The sequence below is a fragment of the Azoarcus sp. L1K30 genome, assembly GCF_018122735.1.
Classification (GTDB): Bacteria; Pseudomonadota; Gammaproteobacteria; order Burkholderiales; family Rhodocyclaceae; genus Parazoarcus.
Genome location: NZ_JAGRRD010000001.1, coordinates 2,789,527 through 2,807,098 on the forward strand (window position 1 = coordinate 2,789,527; position 17,572 = coordinate 2,807,098).

A 17,572-nucleotide genomic window follows, 5' to 3' on the forward strand; every position below is an offset into this window, starting at 1 on the left:
CAATGGAAATTTTTGACGGCTATAGTGCCACCTGGCTGACAGGGCTTGTCCTTGCCCTGATCACCACCGGGGTGGTGGCCGGCGTGCTTGCGGGACTGCTCGGCGTTGGTGGCGGCATCGTCATCGTGCCGGTGCTGTACCACCTCTTCACGCTACTCGGCATCGACGAGTCGGTGCGAATGCATGTGGCAGTGGGCACCTCACTCGCCACCATCATTCCGACCTCGATCATGTCGGCGCGTGCCCACAGGAAAAGAGGCAGTCTGGACCGCAAGCTGCTGGGAACCCTGATCCCCGCGGTCGTCATCGGGGTGGTCGTCGGCAGTGTGCTGTCGGGCTACCTCAGCGGCAAGGTGCTGACCTCCATTTTCGCCGTCATGGCGCTGCTGGTGGCCATCAACATGGCTTTCAAGCGCGACGGTTTCGCGCTTGGCGACGGTCTGCCCGGCACCGTTGGCACCGCTCTCATCGGCGGTGTGATCGGCGGGATCTCCACCCTGATGGGTATCGGCGGCGGCACGCTGTCGGTTCCCGTGCTGAGCGCTTTTCGCACGCCGATGCATACGGCCGTCGGAACGGGCGCCGCGCTCGGCATCATTATCAGCATTCCGGGAACCATCGGCTTCCTGATCAACGGCTTTGACGTTCCCCTGCGCCCGCCCGCGACCATCGGCTACGTCAATCTTCTGGGCTGGGCGCTGATCGTACCGGCGACCATGCTGACCAGCTCCTGGGGCGCAGCGCTGGCCCACTCGATCGATGCGCGCCGTCTGCGCCAGGTGTTCGCCGCCTTCCTCGCCCTCACTTCACTGCGCATGTTCTACGGCCTGCTCGCCTGACCGGGCGCAGGCCCCGCCACCAACAAGGAAACGCTTATGCTGCACACCCTTACAGCCCTCGGCGGCATGCAGGTTGCCCCTCACCACCTCGCGGCTCAGGCCGGGCGCGACATCCTGCGCGAAGGCGGCAACGCGGTCGAAGCCATGGTCGCCGCAGCGGCAGCCATCGCAGTCGTCTATCCGCACATGAACGCGATCGGCGGCGATGGCTTCTGGCTGATCCACGAACCGGGCAAGACGCCAGTCGCCATCGACGCCTGCGGTTTTGCCGCCGGACTTGCCGACCGCCAGTTTTACGCGGGCCTGGATACCATCCCGGCCCGCGGACCGAAGGCGGCCCTCACGGTTGCCGGCACGGTCGGCGGCTGGAACAAGGCCCTTGAAGTCGCTTCCGGCTGGGGAGCCGCACTGCCACTGTCGCGCCTGCTCGCCGACGCCATCCGCCACGCGCGCGACGGCGTGGCCGTCACCGCCAGCCAGGCCGCACTGACGCGTCAGAAACTCGACGGCCTGAAAGATGCCCCCGGATTTGCCGACACCTTTCTGGTCGATGGCGCACCGCCCGAAACCGGTCACCTCCTGCGCCAGCCAGCACTCGCCTCCACGCTCGAAACACTCGCGGCGCGCGGCCTCGATGACTTCTATCGCGGCAGAGTTGCCGAACTGATCGGCGCCGAACTCGAACGCGTCGGCAGCCCGGTGCGCACCCATGACCTCAACGCCTACGCGGCACAGATTGTCGATCCTCTTTCGGTGCGACTGGACGACAGCACGGTGTACAACCTGCCGCCGCCGACCCAGGGCCTGGCCGCGCTGATGATTCTTGGCATCTTCGAGCGCCTCGGCGTCGGCGAGGGTGAAGGTTTCGCCCATGTGCACGGCCTGGTCGAAGCCACCAAGCGCGCCTTCCGCGTGCGCGACCGCGTCGTCACCGACCCCCGCCGCCTGCCCGCCGACCCGTGCAGCTTCCTCGACGCGCCTGCGCTCGACGCCCGCGCCGCCGATGTGAACATGCAGGTCGCCCTGCCCTGGCCCGACCCCGCTGCGCCGGGCGACACCGTCTGGATGGGCGCGATCGACCGCGAAGGGCGCGCGGTGAGTTTCATCCAGAGCGTGTATTGGGAATTCGGTTCCGGCGTGGTGCTGCGCGACACCGGCATCACCTGGCAGAACCGCGGCACGAGCTTCTCGCTCGACCCTGCCGCGCTCAATGCACTGGAGCCCTCACGCAAGCCCTTCCATACCCTGAACCCGTCGCTGGCGCTGTTCGACGACGGCCGCGTGATGCCCTACGGCACCATGGGCGGCGAAGGTCAGCCTCAGACCCAGGCTGCCGTGTTCACCCGCTACGCCCGCTTCGGTACTCCCCTGCAGCAGGCAGTCAGCGCACCGCGCTGGCTGCTGGGGCGGACCTGGGGCGACGTCAGCACCAGTCTCAAGCTGGAGAGCCGCTTCCCGCCGGAACTGGTGCAGGCCTTGCGCGATGCGGGACATCAGGTCGAAGTGCTGGACCAAGCCTACAGTGACACCATGGGACACGCCGGTGCGCTGGTCAGACACCCGAACGGTCTGATCGAAGGCGCCGTCGACCCGCGCAGCGATGGCGTGGTGGCGGGCATCTGATCAAGACCCGGTGTGCCATCGTACCGGGCAAACCCGAACGCTCACACCGCCTTCAGCACCGGAGCTTCCCAGTCCTGATAGTCGTCGGCAGGGGTCGCCTGCAGGCTGCGTTCGGCCGAGCGCAGGGTGTTCTCGATCAGCATCGTCACCGTCATCGGCCCCACCCCACCGGGTACCGGCGTGATCCACGAGGCTTTCTCCTTCACCCCGTCGAAAACCACGTCGCCGACGATGCGGTTGTCCGCCAGGCGGTTGATGCCGACGTCGATGACGATGGCGCCTTGCTTGACCATCTGCGGCACGATCAGCCCCGGCTTGCCTGCGGCCACGATCAGGATGTCGGCCAGAATGGTGTGCTGCGCCAGGTCGCGCGTCTTCGCGTGGCAGATCGTCACCGTGGCTTCGCGCTGCAGCAGCATCAGCGCCATCGGCTTGCCGACGATGTTGCTCGCCCCCACCACCACCACGTTCTTGCCCGCGACCTCGGCGTCCGCGTGGTGGTTCGCCTCGGTGATCCAGCCCTGGTGGCTGGAGAAAAAGCTACTAACAGTGGTCACGATGCCAACCCGGTCCGGGCAGGAAAGTGACAGGGTGTAACGTCTCTCTGAGGTACTCATGGGGTACTGTTTTCCTGTTCTCGGTTTTGTTGCGCGGGGGCGTAGCGGGCGCACTCGCGGCGCCCTTGCAAGGCTTCGCCTCTCAGCCCTTGGCGGTGCGCTTGAGCTTTTCGGGATCGTCGAAAGGCAGCGTATGCGTGGTGGCTGCACAACGCAGGGTAACGCCGCGCAGTTCCAGCGCACGCCCGGGAACGGCGTAAGCGGGGTCCATGCGTGCGATGGCCATCGCGCGCCCGGTGAGCCTGGAATACATCGCACAGGTCACGAAGCCGACCTTGGTGTCGCCGTCCCAGATGGCATCGCCGCCTTGCGCGATCTCCGTGGTATCGAGCTCGACGCCGTAGATCTTGAAGCGCTCCTTCCCTTGCAGGCGGAAGTGCTCGGCCGCGCCGCGGAACTCGGTCTTGCCCGGAGACACGGTGAAGTCGAGGCCCAGCTCCCAAAGGGAGTCACCGATCGCCTCGCCTTCCATCGGGTACATGTCGGAGTTGTCGTAAGGGTAGAACAGCAGATAGCTCTCGACCCGCAGCCAGTCGAGCGCGGTGAAGGAGCAGGGCATGATGCCCATCGCCTTGCCTTCCTCAACGATCGTGTCCCAGATCAGCGGTGCATCGACGCCCTTGCAGAAGATCTCATAGCCGCGCTCACCGGTGTAACCGGTACGCGAAATCGTCACCGGGCAGCCGAAGAGCCTGGTCTGCGTGTGATGGAAATACGGCAGGTCGCGGATGCCCGGCACATGCTTCGACAGATACTCCACCGCCAGCGGCCCCTGCAACGAAAGGTCGTGCAGGTCGTCGTCGAACAGCACCGCGACGTTGCGCCCCGCCGCGCCGCGGGTCAGGATTTCGTGGCCCTGGCCCGAACCATGCACCACCATGAAGGCGTTGGGGCCGTTGCGGTAGATCACGCAGTCGTCGATGAACTTGCCGGCTTCGTTGAGCATGCAGGCATACACCGATTTGCCCGGATAGAGCTTGCCGACATCACGCGTGGTCGCATAGTTGATCAGCGCTTCCGCATGCGGTCCAACCAGATGAACTTTCTTGAGACCGGATACATCCATCAGGCCTGCGCGGGTGCGAATGGCCTCATGCTCGTCGGCGAGATCGGTGTTGTAGGTCCAGGCGGTCGCCATTCCGTTCCAGTCCGCAAGCGACGAACCCAGTGCGCGATGCCGGTCAGCCAGTGTCGACTGTCTCCATGAACTCATTTGAAGCTCCCTTCTCGGTCAAGAGTGATTTGAGTTCATTAAGCCAGTGTGCCGGGCACGCGAAAATACTCCTCTGGTACTACGCCCCGGCCTCCCCCTCACGTCAGGTCTTGTACCTTTCGTCCTCTCGCAGTTCGCGCAGCCACACCGCCGCTTCAAAGCGGTTACGCAAATTGAGTTTCTGCAGCACGTGTTTCACATGCACCTTAACCGTGCTTTCGGCAATGCCGAGCGCACGTGCCACGATCTTGTTCGACGCGCCCTTGGACACCAGTTCCAGGGTTTCCTGTTCGCGCGCAGTCAGCGACGCCCAATGCTCGTCGAGCGTTTCCCGCGACGGCGGCGAAGGCTTGGCCAGCAAACCCCCGACCTCAGCCGACAACACCGTGCCGCCGGCCGCTACCTGACGCAGCTTCATGCAGAACTCGTCGGGCTCCATGTCCTTGAGCAGATAGCCGCTGGCGCCCGAATTCAGCGCCTCCATCACGTCGAAACTGGAATCGGACACGGTGAGCATCACCAGCCGGGTGGTCGATCCGGCGGTCTTCAGTGCCCGCAGCACGGAAATGCCGTCAAGCCCCTTCATGTGCAGATCGATCAGCGCCACATCCGGCCGGTGCGTCAGCACTGCCTCGATGCCCTCCGCGCCCGACGCCGCCTCGGCGACGACCTCGACATCGTCGTACATGGCCAGCAGCTGGCTGACCCCCTTGCGAAACAGTGCGTGGTCATCCACGACCACCAGTCTGATCGGTGTGCCACTTCGATCAGGATCGATGCCTGTTGCGTTCTCCATGCCGTCCGTCCTCATCGCTCGTTCAATCCGTTTCAGGCGCTGCCCGGCCGCGGCCGAAAGCGCATCTCGACGCAGGTTCCCCGCCCACCGGCACCCGCACGCAAATTCAGTGTTCCGCCAATCTGCCCGGCGCGGTCACGCATGATCGACACCCCATGGTGCCCCTCTCCGCCGCCGCCTTCACGCAAGCCGCGACCATCGTCCTCGACCGTAAGCACGATCTGTCCGTCGTCGTCCTCATCGAAGCGCACCTGTGCGTGCCGCGCCCGCGCGTGACGGACGACATTGGTCAGCGCCTCGCGAACGATCTGCAGCAGGTGGAACTCTTCGTTGACCGACAGGTGCCGGCTGCCCAGGCGGTAATCGAAGCCGAGTTCGGTGCCCGAGCGTGCGGACAGCTCATCCACCACCTCGCGCAGCGCCTGTTGCAGGCCGCCCGGCGGCATGCTGGTGCGAAAGGCCGAGAGCAGCTCGCGCAAGTGACGGTAGGCGCTGTCGAGCCCATTCTTGATCTCGCCCGACACCTCCAGCACGCGCTCACCGGGACCACAGGCTGCGCAGCTGCGGCCGACCTCCAGCTGCAGGCGCGCCACTTGCAGCTTCATGTAGGACAGGGCCTGGGCGAGCGAATCGTGCAACTCGCCGGCGATCGCGCTGCGCTCGTCCATCAGCGCCAGACGCCGGCGCCGGTGATTGCGCTGCAGATTGCCCAGCGACAGTGCAAACAGGGAGGCCACCGCCTCGATCAGCCGGCTGTGGCGGCTCTCGAACATGAAGTCGCCCGGCGCCTCGACAATCAGCACGCCATAGATGTCGCCGGCATCGCGCACCGGCACCGCGAGCTCGACGTGTTCGCCTTCGGCCGCAGTCGATGCCCTGTGCCGGCCATTTCCACGCGACAGCTCCTCAACCGGAAACACTTCCAGCAACTGCAGGCGGCGGACATCGCCCAGCTGTGACGGCACTCCCAGCCCCTCTGCCACCGGCTCCAGCAACACCAGCGCACACGCGCGCACCGCCAGGCAGTCGGCCATGTCCTCCAGCAGGGAATTCAGCCACGGTGCGCTCGCGCTGTGCTCCGCAAGGCAGAGACTGGCCTGGCAGATGAATTCGAGTGTCCGGGTGGCGAAGCGCTCATGCTCGGACGCCTGCCGCGACAGCCGTTCGGCCTCCGCAAGGTGGCAGGCGAGCTGGGTCGACACCCCATCGAGTGCCCGATGCAGCCGGTCCACCTCATCCACGCCCTCGTCCCACGCCACCGTGGCACCAAAGACGTGCCGGTTGAGCCGCTCAAGGGCGAAATCGGTGCGCACCACGAGCATCTTGCGCGCGATCCGCAGCGTGGCCCCGCACCCGAGGAGGAACATCAGCGCGAGCAGGGTCTGCAGCAGTTGCAGAACCGCAAGACGGGACGAAAGCGTCGGGTCTGCAGCGGTTCCGAGCGTCACTTGCAGCTCGGCGGCAATGCCTGCGCTGACGAACAGGGTCGCGCACAGGCAGGCGAGACACACCAGGACAAGCACAAGACGCGAGAAAAGCGGGTGTTTTTTCAAGATGGGCGGTCAGCAGGATGCAATGATCAGGCGTTTAGCCGTTTAACCAGAAGCAACTTCTGCGCCCAACAGGAATCAAGCACCGCAGCATATTTCTGCGTGCCAGCCCTCGTACTGGAGTGAATCCTGCTTTGACTGTCATACCCGCCACCCACCTGCCGCCCTGAACATTGCAACGATGACGCTTTACCTGATCGCCACCCTCCTTGCCTGCTCGACGGCCTTGCTCGTGCTCGGCGATGGCAGCAACACCTCTCCGCTGCTGTGGATGCTGACCATGATTCCACTGCTGACCTGGATCGTGCTGCGCCAAGGCGGCCGCCACCGTGGCAGTAGCCCGACAACAGACGCGCTCTCCGCGCTGCAGTCGCTGAGCCGCTTTGCCGAGCACAGCAGCCAGCCCGCGCTGCTGCTCGACGGCGAGAACATCGCCAACGCCAACCGCGCACTGCTCAGGCTGATCGGACTGGAGGATCGCGGCGATGAACTGATCGGAATGCCGATCGACAACATCGTGCATCCAAAACATCACCGCCGGCTTGCCGCCCTCTTTTCACCCGGGGCGGACAACAGCGACGCCGGCACCCTGTCGCTGATGCGTGCCGACGGCACCCCGTGGCCTGCCCGCGTCAGTGTGTTCCAGGGGCACCGCTCACAGCTCACCCTGCTGCAGTTCTCCGCGCCCCAGAATGGTCCGGACAACAACGGACACGAGCACCTGCAGGCGACCCGGCTGACCCATTTCTCGCGCGAAATCCTGTTCTCCCTTGATGCCCAGCTGCAGCTCAGCTACGCCAATGCGCAGTGGCAACGCAGCACCGGACGCAGCGTTGCCGAAAGTGCGCAACAGCCCTTTCTCTCGACCTTCCACAGCGAAGACCGCGCAGCCCTCGGCACCGGGCTGCGGCAGCTGCAGGCCGGCAAGCGCGACGGCCTGACGCTCGAGGTGCGCATTCGCGCCACCCGCGCCCACGCCGCACGCTGGGTCGAACTGCGCGCCTGTCCAATGCCGCTGCCGGCGCTCGGCGAAACCGGGGTGAGCGGCATCCTGCTCGATATCGACCAGCGCCGCCGCAGCGAAGAGGCCTTGCGCGCACAACGCCGCGGCCTGCACACCATGCTGGACAACCTGCCGGGGATGATTTACCGCGGCCAGAACGATCGCAACTGGACGATGGAGTTCGTCAGCGAGGGCTGCTTCGAACTCACCGGCTACACCCCGCTGGAACTGGTGGATAACCACTCGGCCTGCTTTGCCGAAATGATCCACGAGGAGGACCGCGACTTCGTGTGGAACTTTGTGCAGATGCGGCTCGACCGCCGTGAACGCTACGAGCTGAGCTACCGCATCGTGGACCGCGACGGCCAGACGCGCTGGGTCTGGGAGCAGGGGCGCGGCATCTATTCCAGCCGGGGTGAGTTCCTTGGCCTGGAGGGCTTCATCACCGACGTCAGCGCCAGCCGCGGCGCTCAGGAGGAAGCGCGCAGGCGCCTGTTTTTCGACAACGCCACCGGCCTGCTGAGTCTGAGCCTGTTCCTTGATCGTCTGCAGCATCTGCACCGCCACGCAGCGATTGCCGATTATCCGTTTGCACTGATTCACATCGAAATCGCGACGATTGCAGAGATTGCGGAACGCTACGGGCCAGCGATGAGCGAACGCGTCAGCGTCGAGATCGGCAAACGCCTCCAGATCGCGCAGAACGACTGCAACGGCGTCGCCCGGCACGCCGGCGGCTTCGCCGTGCTGATCTCCGACTTTAGACCGCAAACGCTGGGCTGGGCCGGGCCGCCAAGTGCCGAGCCTGCTTCGGAAGCCGGCCTGCTGCATCTCGCCCATGCGCTCTCGGCAGTCATCAGCCGACCGCTACGCATCGACGGCCATAATCTCAGCCTGAGCGCACGCTTCGGCATCGCCAGCGATCGCGAAGCTTATGCCGATGCGCATGCCATGCTCGAACAGGCAGCGCGCCATGATCATCCCGGCGCACTGACGCCGGCCTAGCTGCGCACCCTGGACTTGGTCGGATCGTAGTGCGGAAAGGCGACGACGCGCGCGTCGAGACGCTTGCGGTGGCCGTCGAGCTGGCCTATCTGCAGTGCGGTATCCAGCGCGGAACAGGCGACATCCACCCGCGCCAGTGCGATTTGCGCATCGAGCACCGGAGAACGCACCGCACTGGTGATCTCGCCCACCCTGGCGCGACCGATATAGACGCCGTCGCCGTGATGCACCGCTTCGTTGCTGTCGATCGCAAGCCCGACCAGCTTGCGCCGCGGGTGAGCCTTGCGCTCCTCGAGCGCCGCGCGGCCGATGAAATCGTCCGGTTTGGACAAGGCCACGGTGAAGCCGATGCCGGCCTCGAAGGGATCGGTCTGGTCGCAGAACTCCTGACCGGCAAAGGCCAGCCCGGCCTCGATGCGCAGCATGTCGAGCGCGTCGAAACCGAGCGGCACCAGACCGAGCGGCGCGCCAGCCTCGGCCACGGTCTCCCACAGTTCGACACCGTCGTCGGGATGGCACCACAGTTCGAAGCCGAGTTCGCCGGTATAGCCGGTGCGGGACACCACCAGCGGACGGCCGGTGGGTCCGCCCAGACGCGCCGCCATGAAGCGGAACCAGCCCAGTTCGGCGATACCCGGCTGTGCAGGGGCCGTCCACAGGATCCTGGCCAGCAGGTCGCGGCTGCGCGGTCCCTGCACGGCAATGTTGTGCAGGCTGTCGGTGGCGTCGCGCACATGCACGTTGAAGCTCCCCGCGGCGGCCTGCTCCTTCAGCCACAGGCCGGTCGTGTCCTCACCGCACACGAAGCGGAATACATCGCGCCCGAGGCGGAAGACGGTACCGTCGTCCATCATGCCGCCGTGGGCATGGCACACCGCGGTATACACCACCTGTCCCACTGCCAGCTTGCGCATGTCGCGGGTCACCACCTTCTGCAGCAGGGCCTCCGCATCGGGCCCGGTGATGTCGAACTTGCGCAGCGCGGTCAGATCCATCACCGCGACCTTCTCGCGGCACGCCCAGTATTCGGCAATCGTGCCATGGCCGACGAAGCTGCGCGGCAGCCAAAAGCCGTGATAGTCGATGAAGTCCCGCGTCAGCGTTTCGGTCACGCCGGCAAAGGCCGTGGGACGGGTCAGGCGTACAGGGGCGTCGGGAGTCATTCGGTGGGCCATCGCGCGAGGGAATGAATGGGCCGCGTCATAGACACGGACCTCGATGTCGGTCGGCTGCCAGGCATTGGCAGGGTCGATGTCGTCGGCGCAGGACGACACTGCCACCACGAGGTCCTTGAGCGCCCTGAGCAGCACGTAGTCACCTGCTTTCGACCACGGCTCGGCAAAGCCGAGGCTGCCGCAGGGCAGGATGAAGGTATTGTAGAAAAAGTTGATCGCCGGCCAGCCTGCACGGGGACGAACGCCCATCGGTTCGAGCACCGCATTGAAGTTGTCGCTGCAGTTGGCATGACCGGGAAAGCCCTGATCCTCGTAGTACTTCGCGGTGCAGGCAAGGGCAAAGGCATCGTGCCGACCCACGGTGTCCTGCACGGTTTCGAGCAGGGGCTGCATGCGCGCGTCGAAATACTTCGCATGCAGACCGGGCATGGGATAGGACGCGCCCGCGAGGGTGCGGGTCACGGTCGGATCCAGCCCCCATTCTTCGCCGGCTGCAAGCGCTGCGGCATCGAAGGCGAGGAGATCCGAGCACTGGCGCCCCTCGACGTCGATGACCTGAATGAACTGCCCGGCCTTGAGTTCGAAGGCCCGGGCGCTCGCCGCCCCGACCCGGACCACCGTCAGCGGCGCGGGAAAGACCTGCTGCAGATCGGGCCGTACGTCCGCCTGCAGCAGGAAGGGGTCCTCTTCGATGAACGGCGGTGCCTTGTCGTTCATGCGCAGGCGTCCTTCGCAGCCAGCTTGCGATAGCCGCCCGCACAGAACACCAGCGGCTCACCGTCACGAAAGCGCAGGTTGTCGACTTCGGCGACGAAGATGACGTGGTCCCCGCCCGGGTACTGTGCAAACAGGCTGCACTCGAAACAGGCCAGGGAGTCGTCGAGCAAGGGCGCGCCAAGTTCGCCCGGCGCATAGTTCAGATCGACCCATTTGTCCCCGCCGCCACGGGCAAAGCGCGATGACAGCTCGCTCTGCTCGTGGCCGAGCACATGGATCGCCAGCGCCCCACCCGCGGCGAAGGCCTCACAGCAGGCGCTGTTCCGCGCCAGGCTGAAGAGCACCAATGGTGGGTCGAGCGATACGGTATTGAAGGAGCTCACGGTCGCCCCCACCGGCCGTCCCTGATCGTCCCACGTGGTAACGATGGTGACGCCGGTGGGAAACAGCCCGAGGACCTGACGGAACATCCGGCCGTCGAAGGGGGCGTGATGGGCGGCAAGCGGTTCCGGCACGGCGGCCGGAACCTGCTTGAGTGCAACAGCGTGCATGGCAGGCTCCGTGGATTGGCTCAGGCCTGAGCGTCTTCAAGCAGTTTGGCGGCGAACGCAGCCTTTTCCGGTTTGCTCATCTTCTTCAACTCGTTGTTCAGCACGCGCTGATTCACCGACTGGTTCCAGTAGTCGAGCACCTCGAAACCGAGCAGCGCCGACTTGCCGACGAACTGGCGCAGCACCTCGTTGGTGGGACCCATCACCCAGCCCGCCTTGCCGTCACGCAGCAGTCGCTCGATGCCCAGTGCGGGCTTGTAACCGGTGCCGCCGCAGGCGTGAAGCATCTTGTCGACCACGTGGGAGACATTCTTGGAGGAGAAGAACTTGACCTGCCACAGCCAGTTCAGCAGGCCGGTGCGCGGAAGATGGGCAAGATCGGCATGACCGGACCAGTCGCAACCGTTGGTCTGGTCATCCAGCGCTCTTGCTGCCAGATAGACATAGCTGCGGCTGGCGTTGGTATCGATCAGGCATTCGCCCACGTAGTCCTGGATGGTCGGGTAGTCCGCAACACGCATGCCGACGTCGTTATGCACCTTGCGCGTGGTGTGGTTCTTGGTGATGTCCATGGCGGCCAGGCTGATGCCGTTCCAGCACGCGGACGAGCACAACAGGAAGAAGGGATCGACCACTTCGTCATTGGACTTGGCACCGTCGCCAACCGGGCCGACCAGCGCATCAGGCGCGATATCCACACCATCGACCGAGATCGGGCCGGACTGGTTGCCGCGCATGCCCAGGCCATCCCAGTTGGCGGGGTCGGCCTGGATCTGGTCCTTGGTCACCAGGAAGCAGGACAGGTCGGAGTAGTTGCCGCCGAAATCGGGCGAGGTGGTCTGGATGATGTACCAGTCGGCGAAACCGCCGGAGGTCGTCCAGGATGCCTTCTTGAACACCTTCCAGCCATTCTCGGTGCGCTCGGCACGCGAGGACATCGGGTACCAGAAGTGGGAGCCGGTCTCCGGATCGGAAAAGGACAAAGTGCCGATCAGCACATCCTCGTCGACACGGCTGAGGATCGCCTTCAGGCGCTCGTTGTCGTGGTGACGCAGCAGCGCGGCGGCGCATGCACCGAGGTGCATGGTGTAGCACATCGCGGTGGAGGGGCAGCCGTAACGGGCGATGGTCTCGACCACCATGGCGGCGCACAGGTGGCTCTCGCCGCGGCCGCCCAGCGCCTTCGGCACGGTCAGACCCAGCAGCCCCATCGCAGCGAGTGCCTCGAAGTTCTTGCGCGGATAGACGTAGTTCTTGTCGCTGTCGATCGCGTTCGGGCGCATCGTGCTCTGGCACACGGCGATCAGTTCGGCCTGCAGGGCCAGCTGTTCGGGGCTAAGCATCCAATGCGGACTCCATTCCGAGCTGATACCGGTGGGGGCGAGTTCATTGATGGCGTTCATGGCGGTGTCCTTGTATGAAAAGTAATGAATGAGGAATGCGCTGAAGTCGGGTCAGACGGGAGCGAGTTCGGTGATGTCCGGGCCGGTGCCGGTGGCGAGTTCGGCGCCGTCATCGAGCGGTGCAAGCCAGGCCAGCGTGGCCGGCAGGTAACGGGTCAGGCCCTTGTACTCGGCCAGCTCGGGCGGCAACGAGGACAGCACCCGGTGCAGGCGCTTGCCCCACTTGGGCACGCGCGCCAGCTCTTCGATCGAGATCAGGAAGCAGCGGATCGGAAACAGGATCGCGTTGCTGCGCGGCAGGCGCCACAGGGTCTGCAGTTCGACCCGCAGGTGCACCTTGCCGCCAGCGTTTTCAACGGTGACCGAGGCACGGTCCGGTCCCCACGCCGGATAACTCTCGGGCGAGGTGTCGAGGCGCGGATTGATGCTCATGGTCCAGTTCAGGCGGCGCACCGGCTGGCCCAGGCGCAGCATCAGCAGATACTTGAGCGCACGCTCGAACACCCCGGCCTGATGCGCGAGCGGCACCGGTCCGTGCCACTCCATGAAATTCATGCCGACGTTGAATTCCAGCGACCAGTCGGCCTGCGAGGTGATCATGCCGGCGTCGAGGTAGAGGTTGTCCTCGCGCTGATCGCAGATCGCGAAGTCGCCCTGAGCCTGACGGGTGATGTATTCGAAGGGCTCGCACGGCAGTGTGTCGGGGTCGCCGAAGATGAACTGCTGCTCGATACCCAGCGGGCGGTTTATCCACGTCCAGCGACTGCCGAACACGTCGCCTTCCTTGGTCAGCGAGAACTGCTCCGGGTAGTCCGCCGCCATGTTCTCCATCAGCAGCTCGAGCGTGTCCCACTGCGCGGTCATCATGTGCGGCAGCACCTGGCAGCGGCCGGGGTCCTGCTCCAGCGTCAGCGCACGGTCGCGACACTCGGCAATATAGTGCTCGTCGATGTCGAAGGGGCGGCAAAAGGCATCGGTCGGGCCGCTGCGGACATGCGGCTCGATGTTGACGCTGTACATGTAGCGATCTTCCGGGAACGGAAACGGGAAGCGCAGGATGGCCGCGTCGCTGTTGCGGTAGGTGTAGTCGCCGCGGAAGGTTTCTTCGGGCTTGAATACCAGGCTCATGATTGCCTCCGGCTGATGTGATAATTCAAAGATCGAGGACGAGACGGGCCGAGCGTGCCCGCGACACGCAAGGCATGATCAGTTGTCCGCCCTCGCGCTCGGCTGCGCCGAGGTAGTGGTCGCGATGCTCCGGCTCGCCCTCGAGCACGCCGGTGACGCACACGCCGCAGGCGCCGCCGCGACACAGGCAGGGCGCTGTCGCCCCGATGCGCTCGATGGCTTCGAGCAGGCTCTCGCTTTCGCCCACCTCGACCTCGATGCCGGAGCGGCTTAGGAAGGCGGTGAAGGGCGTGCCGCCCGACAGCGCGGCACCGAAGTGCTCGCAATGCACATGGCTTGCAGGCCAGCCGGCATCGGCCGCGGCCTGAATGACCTCGTCGTTGAGCGCAGCGGGGCCGCACACATACAGGTGAGTGCCTGCAGGCTGCTGGGCGAGCAGCGCCGGGATGTCCAGACGATGGCCGTCGGCGTCCCAGTAGTAGTTCAGGTCGCCGCACGCCTGCAGCCAGGGCGCAAAGGTGCCAGTCTCGGATTCGCGGCAGCACACGTGCAGCGCATGACTCGTGCCGTTGTGGGCAAAGTCCGCGACATACGACAGAAAGGGCGTGATGCCGATGCCGCCGGCAATCATCAGGTGATGACGTGCGGTGCGCTGCGGCGCGAACAGGTTGCCCGGCCAGCTCGCGACCAGGCGGTCGCCCGGCTTGAGCACTTCATGCACGAAGGCGGAGCCGCCGCGGGATTCAGGCACCCGGCGTACGATGATTTCGTACTCGTCGCGCCGACCCGGCTGACTGATCAGCGAGTATGCATTGCGCCAGGTGCGCGCCTCACCCTGCAGCCGCAGCTGGATGTTGGCCCCGGCCGCAGCCGGCGGCAGCTGCCCGCCGTCAGCCGCCGCCAGGCGGACGTGGCGCAGGCTGGGTGCAATGTCGTCGACGGCGACGACGGTGAGTTCGAGGGTTTCGCCGATCATGGAAAGACCTCCTCGCGCTGCGGCACTTCACCGGGCACTTCCGCATCCACCATCACCCCCATGAAAGCCCCGAGCCGGCGCGAGAAGTGATCGCGAACCAGCAGTTCGCGCCCGCAACCGGCACAGGTCGCGATGTTGGTGGTGACGTTTTCGGTGGTCTGGTGGCAATGGGTGCACCACACCCGGCGCTTCAGACTGCCGGCGTGCTGCATCCGGATCTGGCTCGCGCTCAGCCCGGCACGCCCGGCCACCGTCGCCAGCGACCACATGAAGGGCTCGGTGCCCTGCAGGTAGAGCCGGTCGGCGATGCCGAAGCCTTCCTGCAGGGCGTCGAGCGCCGCGGCAGCTTCGTCGACAGTCTGCAGCTTGCGCACCTTGCCAAGGGCGAGCGCGGTGGCCGGCGCGCTCACCAGCCAGGTCTGCAGCCGATCCGCAACCGGGGCGAAGGCCGCCGCCAGCGCGGCCATCTGTCCGGGTGCGAGGGTATCGCCCTCCACGATCAGCAGATGGGCACCCGCGGTGTCTTCAGCAGCCAGCTCGCGATAACGCGGGCGGCTGACGATCTGCGATTGCATCATGTCCGCCACCCTCAGAGCACGGCCACGGCGTGGGCGACATAGACCACGGCGGCACCGGCAGCAAGTGTCAGGTAAGGCAGCACGCCGGCCCGGCTGCGTACGCCTTCCTCTGCACCGAGGTGCATGTCCTCGACCATGGCCGCCGGAAACTTGCCCTTGTCGGTGATGTAGTGGCGGAAGATGAACACCGGCACGATGCTCGCCGCCATCACCAGGCCGGACACCAGCGTGCCTGCGCCCCAGATATCCGCACCCATGCCCATCAGCCCCATGTTGCAGAACGCCAGCACGGTACCGACGGCGAGCAGCCAGTTCGGCGCCTTGAACGGCCGCGCCCAGCTCGGACGGTCGAGGCGGTGAATCCAGGCGGCGTTGAGGTTGAGGAAGTTGAACAGGACGTAGCAGACATTGGAGATGGCGAGGACGAAGATGTAGTCCGACATCATCAACAGCAGCAGGTTAAAGCCGAGGTCGGTCCACATCGCCGGGGTCGGCGCACCGTTGCGATTGACGTGGGACAGGTACTTCGGCAGCCAGCCATCGACCGAGGCCTGGTACAGGGTGCGCGAGGAGCCCGCCATCGAGGTCATGATCGACAGCACCAGTGCCAGCACCAGCATCGCCATCAGCACGCGCTCGACCATGGCCCCGCCGCCGATCATGTGTGCCATGGCCTGCGCAACACCCATGCCGCTGTAGATCTCCGGCGCGAGAATGCCGTCATACACGGCAGCGCTCACCACGTTGCCGGCAGCGTCGGTCACTTCCGGCGTCACCAGCTGACCGAGGCCAAGCGTGCCCTGAAAGGCAAGCGGCACCACGGTGAACACGAAGATGCACAGCAGACCCGAGTACAGGATCGCCTTGAAGGTATCGGTACGCGGGTTCTTGAACTCGCGGGTGTAGCACACAGCCGTCTCGAAGCCGTAGGTCGACCAGGCCGCGATGAAGAGACCGCCGGCGATCAGGGTCAGGCCGCCCATGTCCCAGGCACCGTCGATCACCGCACCGGAAGCGTCATGGGCCAGCGGATACATCGGCGCCAGATTGGCGGTCGAAACATCGCCCGAGAGCAGCGGCCACAGGCCGACGAGCATCAGCGGTGCGAGTGCGGCAATGCCGAGCACCATCTGCATCCGCGCAGCCTGCAGGATGCCGCGGTGCTGAATCGCAAACGCGCCGAGCAGGACCGCCGCGCCGAGCACGAAGGTGGCGTTGATGCGCAGCGCCAGATCCGCGCGAATCCAGCTCAGATCCAGCAGCGTGAGTTGCCAGGTGTTGATCGCCGCATCGGGCGCGAACAGGATGCTCAGGATGTAACCCGCAGCCAGGCCGGAGCCGATCGCCAGCACCGGCGACCACGCCAGCCAGTTGCACCACACCGAGAGCGGCGCGAGGATCTTGCTGTAGCGCACCCAGGCCACTGCGCCATACACCGACGCTCCGCCCGATTTGTGCGGAAACAGCCCGGCGATCTCGGCATAGGAAAACGCCTGCAGAAAGCCGAACGCGATCGAAACGATCCAGATCGCCCACGACGGCTTGCCCACCGTGGCGGCAATCGAACCAATTGAAAACAGCACCAGGGCAGGTACGCCACTGGCCACCCAGAACGCGCCCGCCCAGCCGATCTTGCGGTGGAGCGTCGCGCTCTGCTGGCTGCCCCCCGCGAAACCGGCGGCAAGCGGATCAAGCACCGTTGTGTTCATCCGAGTTCTCCTGAAGGTCGAAACAAAAAAGTCGCAAACCGCCTGAACGCGGCATGGCCTTCAATGTCCGCTTTGGTGCTGCGACGCACAATCCGACTTTGGGAGTAGCCCGGGGGAGTAGGCCAGGGAGTACGCCTGCATGCGGAGACAAATGCACTCGACACATGCAGATGGAAAGAGGAAGAAATGGGCCCGCCCGCACGGGGCGGGCAGGCAGGTATGCCTCAGAGGGCCCGTGGCGCGATCAGGCTGCAGCCCTGACCGCCGGCACCTGCAGCGGCCACTCCGCCGCCCGGCTCACCGACACCCGCCGCGCGCCCGGCACCGCCGCCGGCTTGGCGATCGTCACCTCCAGGCGCCTAATGGCGAAGCGTTCGCCGAGGGTGTCGAGCATCACCTGGCTTAGGTGTTCGAGCAGGTTGTAGTGGCGCGCTGCGATCAAGGCTTCGAGACACGCCACCACCTCGTCGTAGTCCACAGTGTGGCGGATGTCGTCGCTGCGCCCGGATGCGGCGCCGTCGATGCACAGGGTCAGATCCACCAGCAGGGTCTGGCGCGCGGCCAGTTCGTGCGGGTAGATGCCGATCGACGATTCCAGCGCCAAACCTTCGAGACGGATCACACACTCGTCGGCATTCATCTCACACCGCCTTCAGCACCGGAGCTTCCCAGTCCTGATAGTCGTCGGC

15 protein-coding genes are annotated in these 17,572 nt (G+C 65.4%); 3 read left to right on the forward strand and 12 right to left on the reverse strand.

Annotated elements, in window-relative coordinates; translation table 11 throughout:
- The first annotated feature begins 2 nt into the window (after positions 1-2).
- Together J5J83_RS12885 and J5J83_RS12890 are read left to right on the forward strand one after the other, a co-directional pair.
- Positions 3-839, forward strand: coding sequence for a sulfite exporter TauE/SafE family protein (locus tag J5J83_RS12885; RefSeq protein ID WP_212349719.1), 837 nt, complete (start codon positions 3-5; stop codon positions 837-839).
- Between the two features lie 36 nt (positions 840-875).
- Entirely contained in the window at positions 876-2,462 is a 1,587-nt protein-coding gene (locus J5J83_RS12890) for a gamma-glutamyltransferase family protein (protein ID WP_212349721.1), read from the forward strand.
- A 41-nt stretch (positions 2,463-2,503) separates the two neighbouring features.
- Here J5J83_RS12890 and J5J83_RS12895 read toward each other — a convergent pair whose 3' ends face one another.
- The 4 genes from J5J83_RS12895 to J5J83_RS12910 all read right to left on the reverse strand — a co-directional run bounded on the left by J5J83_RS12895 (position 2,504) and on the right by J5J83_RS12910 (position 6,641).
- Entirely contained in the window at positions 2,504-3,079 is a 576-nt protein-coding gene (locus J5J83_RS12895) for a hypothetical protein (protein WP_282959126.1), read from the reverse strand.
- Between the two features lie 82 nt (positions 3,080-3,161).
- Positions 3,162-4,292 (reverse strand): aminomethyltransferase family protein, encoded by a 1,131-nt coding sequence (locus J5J83_RS12900; RefSeq protein WP_212349723.1) that lies wholly within the window; start codon positions 4,290-4,292, stop codon positions 3,162-3,164.
- Between the two features lie 103 nt (positions 4,293-4,395).
- Complete coding sequence (locus J5J83_RS12905) at positions 4,396-5,088, reverse strand: response regulator (RefSeq protein WP_212349725.1); 693 nt, start codon at positions 5,086-5,088, stop codon at positions 4,396-4,398.
- A 32-nt stretch (positions 5,089-5,120) separates the two neighbouring features.
- Complete coding sequence (locus tag J5J83_RS12910) at positions 5,121-6,641, reverse strand: ATP-binding protein (RefSeq protein WP_212349727.1); 1,521 nt, start codon at positions 6,639-6,641, stop codon at positions 5,121-5,123.
- Between the two features lie 178 nt (positions 6,642-6,819).
- Between J5J83_RS12910 and J5J83_RS12915 the strand changes: the two genes are divergently transcribed.
- Positions 6,820-8,646, forward strand: a complete 1,827-nt coding sequence (locus tag J5J83_RS12915) for a PAS domain S-box protein (protein WP_212349729.1) — start codon at positions 6,820-6,822, stop codon at positions 8,644-8,646.
- Here the strand turns inward: J5J83_RS12915 and J5J83_RS12920 are convergent.
- The 8 genes from J5J83_RS12920 to folB form a co-directional block, all read right to left on the reverse strand.
- Positions 8,643-10,538, reverse strand: a complete 1,896-nt coding sequence (locus tag J5J83_RS12920) for an aminomethyltransferase family protein (protein ID WP_212349731.1) — start codon at positions 10,536-10,538, stop codon at positions 8,643-8,645. The two genes, J5J83_RS12915 and J5J83_RS12920, sit on opposite strands and share 4 nt — an antisense overlap.
- Positions 10,535-11,089, reverse strand: coding sequence for a flavin reductase family protein (locus J5J83_RS12925; RefSeq protein WP_212349733.1), 555 nt, complete (start codon positions 11,087-11,089; stop codon positions 10,535-10,537). The genes J5J83_RS12920 and J5J83_RS12925 overlap by 4 nt, the downstream gene beginning before the upstream one ends.
- Positions 11,090-11,109: 20 nt before the next feature.
- Positions 11,110-12,492: an acyl-CoA dehydrogenase family protein gene (locus tag J5J83_RS12930; protein ID WP_212349735.1), complete on the reverse strand. Its 1,383-nt coding sequence runs from the start codon at positions 12,490-12,492 to the stop codon at positions 11,110-11,112.
- A gap of 51 nt (positions 12,493-12,543) precedes the next feature.
- Positions 12,544-13,620: a DUF3445 domain-containing protein gene (locus J5J83_RS12935; protein WP_212349737.1), complete on the reverse strand. Its 1,077-nt coding sequence runs from the start codon at positions 13,618-13,620 to the stop codon at positions 12,544-12,546.
- Between the two features lie 25 nt (positions 13,621-13,645).
- Positions 13,646-14,596 (reverse strand): PDR/VanB family oxidoreductase, encoded by a 951-nt coding sequence (locus J5J83_RS12940; protein WP_212349739.1) that lies wholly within the window; start codon positions 14,594-14,596, stop codon positions 13,646-13,648.
- The gene (locus J5J83_RS12945) at positions 14,593-15,174 is read right to left on the reverse strand and encodes a dimethylamine monooxygenase subunit DmmA family protein (protein ID WP_212349741.1); all 582 of its coding nucleotides are present in this window, start codon (positions 15,172-15,174) and stop codon (positions 14,593-14,595) included. Before J5J83_RS12945 ends, J5J83_RS12940 begins: the two co-directional genes overlap by 4 nt.
- Before the next feature lie 11 nt (positions 15,175-15,185).
- Positions 15,186-16,883, reverse strand: a complete 1,698-nt coding sequence (locus J5J83_RS12950; RefSeq protein ID WP_212349743.1) for an APC family permease — start codon at positions 16,881-16,883, stop codon at positions 15,186-15,188.
- Between the two features lie 244 nt (positions 16,884-17,127).
- Complete coding sequence (folB, locus tag J5J83_RS12955; RefSeq protein WP_212349745.1) at positions 17,128-17,523, reverse strand: dihydroneopterin aldolase; 396 nt, start codon at positions 17,521-17,523, stop codon at positions 17,128-17,130.
- Between the last annotated feature and the right edge of the window lie 49 nt (positions 17,524-17,572).